This is a genomic window from Amycolatopsis sp. NPDC006131 (assembly GCF_040614175.1).
Lineage (GTDB): Bacteria > Actinomycetota > Actinomycetes > Mycobacteriales > Pseudonocardiaceae > Amycolatopsis_E > Amycolatopsis_E tucumanensis.
Map to the genome: position 1 here is coordinate 17,223 of NZ_JBEXTX010000042.1, position 12,591 is coordinate 29,813.

Consider the following 12,591-nt stretch of genomic DNA (forward strand, 5'->3'; position numbering starts at 1 on the left):
GCAACGTCATACCCGAGAATCGACAGCCGGACGCGACGCCGCTAGGTAGTCGTCTCCGTTCCAGCGGTAGTTGCTGACCTGGACCGGCTCGCCGAAGGTCGGCGCGTGCACCATCTTTCCCGCGCCGATGTACAGGCCCACGTGGTGGACATTGCCGGGTGTTCCGTAGAAGACCAGGTCGCCAGGAAGCAGCGGTTGGCCAGCGGGTACCAGTGGTCCCGCGTTGTACTGGGTTTGCGCGGTGCGGGGCAGGTTGATGCCGGCGGCGTTGTAGGCGGCTTTGGTGAGGCCGGAGCAGTCGAAGCCGGCGTGGCCGCCGGCTGGTCCGTTGCCGCCCCAGACGTAGGGCAGGCCGAGTTGGCCGCAGGCGAAGTTGATCGCCATGATCGCGGCCGGGTTGGGTGCCTGGATCTTGTTGCAGTCGCCGGTTCCGACGGTGGCGGTGCCGTACCGTTTTGCTTGTGCCAGCACGCCATTGACGTAATCCTGGTCATGGTTGTAGGCGAACAGGGCCTTGCGGATGTCCTTCTGCGCCCCGGAATCGCACAGGTAGAACGCGGCGGCGTAGATGGCGTCGTGCGGGTTGTAGCGTGACGGCGGGTTCGAGCCACCGGGCGGGATCGTATGCCGCGCGATCACGCCGTCGAAGGTGGGCTTGAGGAACTGCATGGGTCCGCCAGCCCCCATGTAGTTCTCGCCTTCCTTGATGCCTTCGCCGGAGCCGCGGCCGTGCTTGGATTCGGCGTCGCCGATGGCGGCGAGGATTGTCCAGTCCAGTCCTGGACACACGGAGGCTGCGGCTCGGTAGAGCGACAGGTAGTCGTTGGGGATCTCGGCGATCGCGGCCTGGCTCGGCTCGGTGCCACCGGTGCCGAACAGGGCACTGACGATGGCTTTGCCGATACCTCCGATGAGGATGGGGATGGCGATGATGGCCGCGACAGCGGCAACGGCGATCTTCATGGGTCACCTCCGGAAGCGGCTGGTGGGGAGGGGTGGCGGGAGCGGGTCCGGCGCAGTGAGTTCTGCGGGCGCCTGCTGCGCCTGCGCCGATGTCGAGGACGGCGCCGCGGTGGGCGGGTCGACGTGGGGCCAGAGCCGCGCGAGGTCGACAAGGCGCAGCCGGCCCGGCCGTCGTGATGCCGGGCCGGAGATCGGCAGCCAGCGCGCGGCGGCGGGGTTGTCTTCGCCGGCCACGCCCGCGACATCTGCGGCGCTGGTGGCTACGGGCACGAGCGCGGGGCGGTCCAACTGGGACAGTGCGTCGGCGAGCGCCCTGCGCGCGGTGGTTTCGCGGCGGTTGGTGGGCAGCCACACCAGGACGGGGGTGGTGATTCCCGTTGCGGTGGCGAGTTTTTCGTAGCCGTGCAGCTTGCGGCCGAGCTTGCCGAGGTCCTCGGTGCCGAAGTCGAATTCGAGGAAGAACTCGATCTGGTGGCCGTCTTCGCGCCAGCGGCCGTAGGCGTCGGGTCGGACCATGTCGCCGAAGAGCCGGCCGCAGCGCAGCTCGGACCACCACGCGGTGAGGCGTCCGCGGGCGCCGGGCCGTCGGCTGAGTGCGACGAGGGTGGTGAAGAAGCCGTTGACGCCCACGGTGTGCGCGAGGCGCAGGGAGTGGGCGATGCCGATAGCGTCTTCGTGGCGGTAGCCGAGTTGCTTGGGGTCGAGACCGTCCTCGTACGCGAGCGCGACCGCTCCGGCAATGTCGAGCACGTAATGCATCGGGGCGGTGCCGGAGCTGACGAAGGGCTGGAAGCGGTCGACAACGCGCCACTTGAACAGGTCGAGCAGGCGGTGGTTGGCCGCGCGCATGGTCGGGTAGCAGAGTTCGACGATCTGCTGGGTGGTGAAGACCTTGTGCTCGTGTAGCATCCGGGCCAGCCAGCGGTCCCGGAGGGTGAGCCGTCCGGCGAGCTGGGCGTGGTGCTCCCCGGTGGTGGCCGCCCGTGGCGTGGGGCGTTGGGGCATGTGCCCGCGCAATGCCCTCTGAGGCGTGGGATTCGAAATCATGGGTAGGCACCTCCCAGGCGTTGGCCGGAATGGGGGAAGGTGAAGGCAACGCATGCGGGATCACCGGGGGCGGACCGTGCGCGATGGGTGAGGCCGCATGCGTTGCGGGAGAACGAGATTCGACGGGTCAGGCCGCGCGGCGTGGGTCCACAGTGGGCTGCCCGGATCCGCCTACGGCGGTGTCGGCGTCAGTGACGGGCGGGCGGGTGTTGACCCTGGCTGCTTTGCGGATTGCCTTGGCGCGTCCGGGAATCGCGGGCGGGAGCTTCTCGGTGACCGCGGTGAACGGCGGTGCTTCCTCCCCGCCCAGGACGAGCCGGGCGGCGACGTGGTACACGCCGAGATTGGACAGGTCGTGATCGCTCAGCCTCGGCATGGTGTGCCGGGCCAGCCGCTTGGCGTCCTCGGGCGAGGCGTTGAAGAAGATCTTGTTGCGGGCGTTGGTGCTGATGCCCTCTTCGAGCTCTTTCGGTAGCTGCCCGAGGTACTGGTGCGCCAACGCCATGGAGAGCCGGTAACCGCGGGCCTCGGCGAGCATGTCCTCCAACGGATAGGCCAAGTTCAAGAAGTTGTGGCACTCGTCCACGTACAGCCCGCAGTCGCGACGTTGGCGCTGCGGGACGCGGGCCCGTCGGGTGGCGGCCTGCCAGGTGCGGGCCACGACGATGGAGCCGACCAGCCGCGCGGTTTCCATCCCCAGCGCGTCGCGGGCGATGCGCACCAGGCAGATCCCGCCGGTGTTGAGCACCTCGTCCATGTCCACAGTGGACGTGCCGCCTGCGATGGCGGCACGGACGAACGGGCGCAGCAGGAAGCCGCGGATTTTGTTCATCAGCGGCGCGATCACTTGTGCGCGGCTGGCTTCGGACAGGTCGTCGTACCAGGACCAGAAGCCCTTGAGGACCTCGTCGTCGATCTGGTCGCAGGCCCGTTGCCGGAACGCCGGCACAGTCAACAGCTTGGGCAGGTCGACCAGCGTCGGGGTACCGGGCATCGCGGTCAGGGTGAGCAGCCCAGCCCGCAGGATGTCGTCGGTGCGCGGCCCCCACGAGGAGGCGTAGATCCGGGAGAAGATCGACACCAGGTTGTCGACCGCGCGGGCCTTGTCCGCTCCCTCCAGCGGGTTGAGCACCGGCGGGCGGGCGCGGGAGTCGGCGTCGAACAGCACGACCTTCTCGCCGAGCTCCTCGGGCAGGCGCATCAGGATGTCCGACACGAGGTCGCCCTTGGGATCGACCACGACCACACCGCGGCCGGCCTCGGCGTCGGCCAGGATCATCCGGGCCATCAGCTCCGACTTGCCGCTACCGGTGGCGCCGAGGATGTGCAGGTGGTGGCGGGCGTCGGCGACGTGCAGCCCGACCGGGCGGGAATGCCCGGAGTCCGACAGCCCGAGCGGCTTGATCTGCTCGCCGACCGTGGCGATACCTGGCGGGGGCGGCACGGCCTTCGCGCCGGCCCGCTGCAGGCCGGGAGTGGACTCGTCGATCGGCAGGTGCGCGATCGCGGCCAGCTCCGGGATCGAGAGCAGGTCGCCCTTGCCGAGCCGGCGTTCGGCCAACACGCCGACCGGGTCGCGGCGGATCCGAACTCGGCGGTAGTAGTTGTGCTCGGAGTAGGCAGCGAACGCCGAGGCGATCGCGTGCCCGCGGCCCCGCAGCACCTCCCGCACCGCCTGGACCTCGCCCGAGGTGGCGTCCTCGGGAACGGTGGTGGCCACGGCGTAGCGGATGCGGGTCTCGAACTGGTTCGCCCGCAGCTTCTCGACCACGGCGCGGTCCTGGGCGGCGTACTCCAGGCTGGTCTGGCGATCCAGTCCCGGCGTCCGTGTGCTGGTCGACGGCTTCGGGGTCTTGCCCGGTGTGATGGCGTCGAGCAGCCGGCCGACCAGGTGGACCGACCCGCCCGCGTGCACCCGCCGGGCGGCGCGGCGGGCTTTGGTCACGCGGTGGCCGGCGACCGGACGGGCGAGGATCTGCACGCAGGCCCGTTCGTGCGGGCCGAGCCCGACCGGTGCGCCGAGCATCGCTCGGATCGGGTCGGCCGGGTGCTCGGTGCGGATCGGCAGCGCTTCCGAGCGCGCCAGCCGCAGCTCGCCACCAACAGCCTCGACCCGCCGACCCGCCGCTGCGGTGGTCGGGATCGGGGGCTTGGCGGGGGTGGTGCGGGTGTGCGCACCGGGCCAGGCGGCCTCGATCGCGCGCTCGACCATGCCCGGCGGCACCAGGCCGGGCACCCACAGGCGGATCTGCACGCCGTCGTCGGTGAAGGTCAGCTCGAAGGCCAGGTGCGGCTGCCCGCCGAAGCGGCGCAGCCACCCCGGCCGCAGCAAGCCGACCAGGTTGGACCACACGGTGATCGCGCCGGACGGGTCGACCGTCGGTGGCGCGAGCACGGTGACCACTCGGGCATCGGTGGCCAGGCGCTGGTGGTAGCGGCGGCGCCACCGGCGGCGCGCGATGACCGCGGCGGTGACGGCGACCGCGAGCACCGGCCCGACGATCGGGCCCCACGTGAGGGCGAGGTCGCGCAGGTGCGCCAGCACGTTCTGGAACGCGCCGAGCGGGTCACGCAGGTAGTCGCCGACCGGTGAGGCAAGCACGGCTGCGGTCTGCTCGACCCGCGGAGGGACGAGGGCAGACAGGGGTGTGGCAGTGATTGGCCAGGACATCGGGAACCTCCCCACGAAAGCGGTCGACGAGACGGGCGCGAGTTGCGGTCACGCAGCGCGTGGCTGGTCGGCCTGCGCCGGGCTGGCCTCGGCCGTGGGCTGCTGGCTGTGGCCGGGGCGGGTGTTGTCGACGACGAGCCGCAGGTGCCGGCGGCCTCGGCGCGCGGCGCGTTCGGCGTCGACCTCGGCTTGCCACTCGGAGAACCGGCGCCCGGCCAGCCGCTTGAGGTAGGCGGGAATGCGGTTGGCCGGCACACCGACCAGCCGAGGGCCCAGGACCGCGAGCAGATCGCTGGCTTCCTGCGAGGCCCAGCCCGCCTCGGCGATCGCGGACTCGTCGGGAAACACATCCGCGATCCGGTCGACGGCGGGATTCAGCGCGGCATCCTGTGTCCCGCCATACGAGTAGACCCACAGGAAATTCGGCGGCGGATCAGGCTCAACAAGCGTCCGGAACCGGGACACCTCTTTGGTGTAGGCGTAGAAATTCGTGTCGGGTCGAGCCCGGCAAATATCCAGCCATGCCTGAAGGTAGGCGTCGGAAAAGAAATCACCGCTGTCGTGAATTCTGATCCAGGCGCCGCGGAACTTGGTCGCGCCGAGTTCGGCGACCATCGCGGCCTGCCAGCCGGCCAGGTCGTCGAGGACGTACATGAGGTTCGCCTGGTGCTTGGCGCGGACGACCGGCCAGGTGTAGGTGCCGTGCCGCGCGTAGCACGCCTGCGCGCAGATTCCGGCGCTGGGACAGGTGTTGTAGGTACGGCCGTCGGCCAAGCGGCCGGCCCAGGCCGGCAGCGACCAGTTCCACACGCCGATCTGGCGCATCTCGCTGTTTTGCGTCAGCAGCCGAGCGGGCCGGCGAACAGTGGCGGAAGTGGGCAGTGACGTAGACATAGGTATCCCCTTGGGGCGATTCGGTGTGAACGGATTGGCGCCTGCCGCGAGGTGGTCAGGCGGCGTCGAGCTCGATCTGCGAAGCGTCGCCGTCGTCGAACGAGTCCGCGATTCCTGCGGTGTCGTCTGCACCGAGTTCGACGAAGGAGTTCTCGATTCCCGACGAGGCGTCGGAATATTCGGCGATTTCTGCGGGGTTGGACGTGACCAACTCGTGCTCGACCGGGGAGGCGATGGACTGGAACGCCACCCGCTGCGTCCCGGTCGACAAGAGCCCCTGGCCACGGTCCGCGGAGAGCAGGAACTGGCGCTCACCCATGGACAAGTCGAAGGTGCGGGTGATCTCGTCGATCGCCTGGGAGGCTTGCCGCAGCAGGATCTGCGTCGCGGCGTTAGCTACGACGGCCTTGCCGAGGTCCGAACCCAGCACGTCCGCGGTGTCCTGGGTGGCGACCGTGAGGCCCGCCCACTGCTTGCGGCTCGCCTTGGCCATCCGGAACAGGAACTCGGCACCGGCGGGTTCCTTCATCAGCAGCCACGCCTCGTCGACCACGACCAGCCGGGGCTTGCGGATGGCCGGGTTGGAGACCTGCCGCCAGATCGCGTCGAGCGTCAGCAGCGTGCCGATCGGCTTGAGCTCGTCGGCGAGATCCCGCAGCGAGAACACCACCAGGTGCCCCTCCGGGCGGGTCGAGGTCGGACCGGAGAACAGGCCGGAGAACGCGCCGGTGACGTACGGGTGCAGCCGGGCCGCGAGCTCGACCCCGGCGGGGTCACCGGTCTCGGCGAGGACCTCGGCGAGATCGGCCAGTAGCGGCGCCGGGCGGGTCCAGGTCCGCGGATCCGACGTGATCCCCACGCGCTGGTAGGTCGCGGTGATCGCCCGGTCCAGCGCCGCCCGTTCGGTCGCTTCGAGCTCACTGCCCAGCAGCACCGAGATCACGGTGTGCAGGAACAGCGACCGCCGGATCAGCGCGTCGCGGGGCGCGGTGCGACGTCCGTCCGGGCGAGTGTGGATTGGCAAGTCCATCGGGTTGAGCCGGACCTGCTCGGCGCCCAGGTGGACGTAGGTCCCGCCGACCGCGGTGGCCAGCCGGGCGTACTCGTCCTCGGGGTCGATGACGTGGATCTCGATCCCGCGGTACAGCGACCGCAACAACTCCAGCTTGACCAAGTACGACTTGCCCGCGCCGGAGCGGCCGAGAATCACGCTGTTGTGGTTGTCCAGGGCGAACCGGTCATGGTGCACGAGGCCCTGGCTTCCGACGTTGAAGCCGTAGAGCACCCCACTCGGTGCACCGACCGAGGTCGGGTCCGGCGGTGGCAGGTCCGGTGAGGTGAACGGGAACGCCGCGGACAGCGCCGAGGTGTCGAACGTCCTCCTCATGCCCACGAGATCGAGGCCCATGGGCAGGCTGGTGATCCAGCCCTGCAGGCTGCGGTACGTGGTCGGTTTGCAGTCCAGCAGCAGCGATGCCGCCAGCGATCGGATGGCGGCGACCTCGTCGCTGAGGGCTTCCTCGGTGGGGGCGTGCACGGTCAGGTACAGCCCGAGCCGGTAGAGCTTGCCTTCGCCGCGGGCGACGCGTGCGGACAAGTCGTAGGCGTCCTCGGTAGCTGCTTCGACGTGCGGGTCGATCAACCGTCCTTTCTCGCTCGTGTGCCGCCTGCCGGACTCCAGTTTCGACAACTGCTTCTTGAGCCGGTTCGCCGCGGTGACCGGGTCGATCGGCTCGATGTGCAGCGAGACGTCGACCCTGCCGGGGTAGGTCAGCAGCGGCTGCAGCCAACCGGGATGGACCTCGCGGGGGTAGCCGACGACGGCGAAGGATGCGACCCATTCGCCGCCGACTTCCAGCGCGCGGGGGCGCACGGAGATGGCGTCGGGGGTGAACGCGCTGGCCCGCCCGAGCGGCGGCTGTACGGCCTGGGTCTTCCGACCGCGGCGCTTGGCTTTGGTCTTCATCAGCGGTACCTCCCCACGGAGTTGGCGTAGTCGTCGGGGTCCTCGGCGGTGTCGTCGAAGCCGTCGTCCCAGGCGTCCTCGGCCTCGCCGAAAGCGTCGTCGGCGGGGAACGCGGCACGGCCGAACGCGCCTGCGTCCCAGCCCTCGTCCGGAGCGGTGGTGATGACCTCGTCCGAGCCGGCGAGACCGGAGTTCGGCGGGATCACGCTGTCGGGATTGCAGGCCGCGGCGAGCACCGCGGTGGCCTGTCCGGCGTCCAGCGGGGTGACCACGATCCCCGACGGGGACAGCAGCTCGACCGCCTCGCCGAGCCGGCGCACCAACCGGGCCTCGGCGGCCCGCCGGGTGGCGTCGTCGACCAAAGCGGCCTGCTTGGCGGCCCGGCGTTTCGCCGTCAACGCCGCCAGCGGCGAGGCACCGCCGAGCCCGTCGGTCGGCCCCGTGGTGAGCAACGGCTCGCGCAGGATCAGCAGCACCTGGCGGCGCAGCAGGTCAGTGGCGCGGCCGAGCTGGTCGAGGTACTCGGCGTGCTCGCGCGCCGCCCGTTCCAGCGCCGGGTGCGGCAGACCGCCGGCCTGGTCACGGAGCTCGGCGATCTGCCCGGACAGGTCCAGTCGCTCCGCACGCACGAGCACCTGCACCGGCGCGGTCAACGAGTGCAGATACCGCCCGAACGAGGCCACGAGGGACTCCTGCTCGGCCGGAGTGCGCAGCCCGAAGTTGATCGTGGAGCAGACCGCGACCACGGCCACGCCGTCCTTGCCGAGGTCGATGACGCCGGTGTCGGTGACCGCCTCGGCGGGCAGCCGCAGCGCGGCCGGCGAGACCGCCGACGCCGCGGCAGCCGCGCCGTCCTTTCCCTTGGCGCGGCCCTTGCTGCTGGTGTTCGTGACCTGGCTGCCCAGCCACTCGGGGGCGGGGCGGATGCCTTCCGGCGCGGCCACTCGGTGCTGCGGGCTCAGCCGCTGCCGCAGCGCCGCCAACACCAACCGGTCGAGGGTGATGCCGTCGCGCTGACCCAGTGCGAGGAACGCGGCGGTCACCCCGATCGGGATGGCGACGATGAGGAACGCCACCAGCGGCACGAACTCGCGGGTGATCGTGTACGTCCCGTACAGCACGATCCCAGTGACGGCGAGGATGAGCAGCTGCCGCGCGGTCAGCGGACCGATCACCCGGTCCTCGCGGTCGACGTCGGCGGGAATCCTTACCGGCTGACTCATTTCCCTTCACCTCCTGGAGCGGGTTTCGGTGCGCGGAACACCGGCGGCGGAACGGACTGGGTGCGCCGGTAGGCGTCGCCGATGCGCGGCTCGGGCTGCGCCTGCCGGAACACCGGCGCGGCAGGAGCGGAGGCCGGCCTGGGTGGCGACGACGGCTGTGGTGCGGGCGGTGTGGCGGGCCGGAACTGCAACTGCGGCGGCACCGACGCGGTGCGGATCGGGCGAGCTGGCGGCGGGGTGGCGCCGCGTCGACGCGGCCCTCCGGCGGCTTGGAACTGCGGCGCCGATCCCGGCCGCGGCCCCCGCCGCGGCGGGGAGATCGGCGTGGCGGGCGTGGGTGCGGAACTGAACTCAGGAGGCATGGCTGGTCCCTGGTTCGCCGGGGTGACGGCGGGGTCGTGGGTGGTGTCTTGGGGTGAGGGCTGCAGGAACTGCGGCGCCTGCGAGGGCAGCCGCGACCGGCGGGCCGCGCGAGCGCGCTCGGCGTCATGGGCCGCCTTGAGCCGCTTGTTGACCATCTCCGGGGTGGGCGCGAGGCGCGGCTGAGCGGGCCACGGCGGATCCGCCGACCCGCCCCCGCGGCCACCCCCGCCTCCGCCGCCGCTCTTCGCGCCGACGGCGCCGCCGACCTTGCCGAGCGCACCGGTCTTGCCGGCGACCATGCCGAAGGTCTTCGCCGCGATGTACGCGCGGGCCAAGCCGCCGAGGAACGAGCGGCCCGAGCTGACCTTGACCGCCTTCAAGAGCCAGAACGGGATCTTGAACAGGATGAAGAACAGGGCGATCGCGGCGACCAGCGTGCCGAGCGCGGACAGCGTCGAGCCGAACAGATTCACGCCACCGGACAGGAACGTGCGCACCGCGGTGATCAGCACCAGCGCCTGAGCGACCTGGATCGACAGCGTCGCGGTGAGCGCCTTCCACCACCAGCGAGCCAGCGGGTCGGTGTGCGGCAGCGCGTGGAACATCAGGAACAAGGGGCCCGAAATGATCAGGACGAGGGTGATGACGATCCGGACCACGTAGACGACCAGCAGGCCCAGGCCGACCACGACGAGCACCAGGCCGACCAGGATGATGAACAGTCCGCCGGTCTGGATGCCGGCGACGGCGTCCTTGAGGGTGTTGCCCAGCGAGGGCGCGTTGACTCCGTCGCCGAGGATGCCCAGGGTCAGGCCGTTGGCCAGTCGGATGAGCTTGTCGGTGAAGAACAGCGACAGCGCCGAGGCCATGAACGCGATCGGGATCCGGGGCCCGATCTCCTTGATCGAGTAGCGCGCCTGGACGCTCTCGTGGCCCATCACGACGATGCCGCCGAGGAGGATGAGCAGGCCGTAGGCGGCGACCACGAGCTCCCACGAGTTGTTCCACAACTCGCCGATGCCGGGCAGGTCGCTGATCGTCGGCGTGGACAGTGCGGTGTGCCCGATCAGCTCCAGGATCGGCGAGAGCGCGGCGTCGACGATGCTGCGGAACGCGCCGTTGATGGCCTCGGTAATGCAGGCGCCGATGTCGGTGATCCCGCAGTCCGAGTCGCCATCGCCGCTGCCCGTGCCCGGCTGCTGCGGACCAGTGCCCGGTGGTGGCGTGGTCGGCTGCGGGATGCAGTCCTCGCCCGTGCACGGCGTGCTCGGTGGCGGCGTGGGCTGGCTCGGCGTGGTAGGTGCCGGCTGCGTCGGTGTGGGAGCCGGCGCGCAGGGGATCGGCCGCGGCTCGGGCCACGAGCACGGGTCGGGGTTCGGCGTGGTCGGCTGCGCCGAGGCGCTGACCGCGAGGACGCCGACCAGGAGCACGACGATGCTCAGCGCCAGCATCCAGCCCGCGCGCCAGCGCCGCGGCCGACCGGCCGGCGGCCGGTCGGCGCTGGCGTCGGAGACCGGCGAGAGCATCGCTCGGTCCCCGCCGATCAATCCGGCGGCAGCGGTCGCGACCGGGCCGCCGGACCGGCGGTACGGACGAACCGTGGGCGGGGTGCTGACGGCCATCGGTCAGGCCCCCACGATCCCTTTGAGGATCTCCACGACCAGCGGCGCGAGCGCCGCCAGGCCGTAGCCCCACCCGGCGGACTTGAAAGCCGTCTTGGCCTTCTCGACCTCACCGGGGTCGCCGCCGCCCATCACGTAGCGGACGCCGCCGATGGACAGGAACACCGTGGCCAGACCGGCCAAGATGCCCATGATCCAGTTGCGGACGTTGTTCAGAACCGTGGTCACCGAGTCCGCGAGGGCGACGACCATCGTGTCGGCGTGCGCCGCCGACGCCGACGCCAGCAGCGCGAGGATCGCCAGTTCGACGATCAGTGCCACGTGCGACCAGCGGCGGGGGCGGACCGGAGTCCAGTCCTCCGGCGTAATGATCGGAGCACTGGTCGGCTCGCTGCCGGTGACCTCGTCCGGCGTGCTCGACGCTGGGGCCTCGGCCGGCGGCTGCGGATTGCCGTCGAGGCGGGCGCTGCGCGGTCCGCTCGCGGCGGGGAAGAATCGATCGATCAGGCGCATTGGGGCACCTCCGAAGGTCGGGCTGAGCGCGGGTGTGTCCCGCAGCCCTGAACTCCGGATTTCGCGTCCGTTTTGGACACGCGACCCTGAACTTTCTGCTCCGATTCCGCGTCAACGACGGACACGGACAGTGATGACCGTGGCAAGTCGCGGACCGGTGAGGCCGGGCGCGCGAGGGCCACCGCGGTGGCCACCTGGTCGGTCAGCGGGTCGGTCGGATCGGTCTCGGCGGCACCGTCGCGCAGGTACGCGGCGAGCCGGAGCTCGGCGCGTTTGCGCGTCTTGTAGACCGCCCACTCGCCGGTCTGGTGCGCCGCGGCCCAGTCCGCGACGGGCACCTCTTCCAACCGGGTCGCACCGATCAGTGCGGCCTCGGTCTGGGTCAGGACTCCGTCCGCGACCGCGCGAGCGAGGACTAGATCCGGGTGTCCCCACGGCGTGTGCGGCGGGGTGGATCGGAAGCCCGGCGCGACCGGAGTCGGACCCGCCAGCGCCTCGGCGAGCGCGTCATAACCGGACCGGTACGCGGCCCACCGCAGTCGCAGCATGATCCGCGGCGGACGCAGATCGATGTCCGACAACGCGGTCAGGAAGCCGCGCAACACCTCGGCGTGAACATCGGCCGGATCACCCGCGAACCGATCGGACAGTGTGGCCGCGACCGAGGTCAGCGCGGGCAGCGCGACCCCGACCGCGGCGACCGTCCAGGTCGCTCCTTCAGTACGGGAGCGCAGCACCAGATGCGCCCACACCGCGTCCCGCGTCGCCTGCGGGCACCGGCGCGCCAGCAGCCGGTCGCGGACCTCGTCCAGCGGGATGTACCGGTCGGGCAGACCGGGGAAGAGCCGGCCGTTCAGCGACACCGGATGCGGCCCGGTCACCAGCCAGGTAAATGTGTCCCGCGCGATATCCAACGAGTTCGGGACAGCCTCGTCGCCACCGCGACGAAAAACAGATTGTGCTGCCATGTCGTGACTCCCACGGCGTCGATGCGAACAACAACGACGTCAGGAAGCCACGACCGATACCACGGAAATACCACGCCATTACTAGGCGCCAACTAGCGAACCGCATCAGGACTACTAGCGACCTACTATTTCGCCCCGCGAACGCGTCGAGCCAAGATCAAAAAAGCGCTTGGTCAACTACAAGTGTTGATCAACTCTAGTAGCCGCTGAGCTGCGGATATAGTTGATCGCTAGTACAGCGCTAGTAGTCACGGCGGTCTCCGATGCGGACCGGCGGCAAGATCCACATGTCGCCGCCGGAAAAATCTTGAAAAATCTGGCCGCGACTGGTCCAGGAAGCGGGTCGCGGCGGCATGGGATG

At 70.4% G+C, this 12,591-nt stretch carries 9 protein-coding genes; all 9 read right to left on the reverse strand.

The window, feature by feature from the left end:
* Positions 1-6: 6 nt before the first annotated feature.
* The 9 genes from ABZ215_RS21880 to ABZ215_RS21920 all read right to left on the reverse strand — a co-directional run bounded on the left by ABZ215_RS21880 (position 7) and on the right by ABZ215_RS21920 (position 12,143).
* Complete coding sequence (locus ABZ215_RS21880; RefSeq protein ID WP_354951182.1) at positions 7-963, reverse strand: bifunctional lytic transglycosylase/C40 family peptidase; 957 nt, start codon at positions 961-963, stop codon at positions 7-9.
* Between the two features lie 3 nt (positions 964-966).
* Positions 967-2,010, reverse strand: coding sequence for a replication-relaxation family protein (locus ABZ215_RS21885; RefSeq protein WP_354951184.1), 1,044 nt, complete (start codon positions 2,008-2,010; stop codon positions 967-969).
* Positions 2,011-2,137: 127 nt separating this feature from the next.
* Positions 2,138-4,681, reverse strand: a complete 2,544-nt coding sequence (locus tag ABZ215_RS21890; protein ID WP_354951186.1) for a DUF87 domain-containing protein — start codon at positions 4,679-4,681, stop codon at positions 2,138-2,140.
* 48 nt (positions 4,682-4,729) lie between these two features.
* Positions 4,730-5,575, reverse strand: a complete 846-nt coding sequence (locus tag ABZ215_RS21895; protein WP_354951188.1) for a hypothetical protein — start codon at positions 5,573-5,575, stop codon at positions 4,730-4,732.
* A 55-nt stretch (positions 5,576-5,630) separates the two neighbouring features.
* On the reverse strand, positions 5,631-7,541 hold the full coding sequence (locus ABZ215_RS21900; protein WP_354951190.1) for a DUF87 domain-containing protein: 1,911 nt from the start codon (positions 7,539-7,541) through the stop codon (positions 5,631-5,633).
* Positions 7,541-8,764, reverse strand: a complete 1,224-nt coding sequence (locus ABZ215_RS21905; protein WP_354951192.1) for a PrgI family protein — start codon at positions 8,762-8,764, stop codon at positions 7,541-7,543. Before ABZ215_RS21905 ends, ABZ215_RS21900 begins: the two co-directional genes overlap by 1 nt.
* Positions 8,761-10,653, reverse strand: coding sequence for a hypothetical protein (locus ABZ215_RS21910; RefSeq protein ID WP_354951194.1), 1,893 nt, complete (start codon positions 10,651-10,653; stop codon positions 8,761-8,763). The genes ABZ215_RS21905 and ABZ215_RS21910 overlap by 4 nt, the downstream gene beginning before the upstream one ends.
* Before the next feature lie 99 nt (positions 10,654-10,752).
* On the reverse strand, positions 10,753-11,070 hold the full coding sequence (locus ABZ215_RS21915; RefSeq protein ID WP_354951234.1) for a pilin: 318 nt from the start codon (positions 11,068-11,070) through the stop codon (positions 10,753-10,755).
* 182 nt (positions 11,071-11,252) lie between these two features.
* Positions 11,253-12,143 (reverse strand): hypothetical protein, encoded by an 891-nt coding sequence (locus ABZ215_RS21920; RefSeq protein WP_354951196.1) that lies wholly within the window; start codon positions 12,141-12,143, stop codon positions 11,253-11,255.
* Between the last annotated feature and the right edge of the window lie 448 nt (positions 12,144-12,591).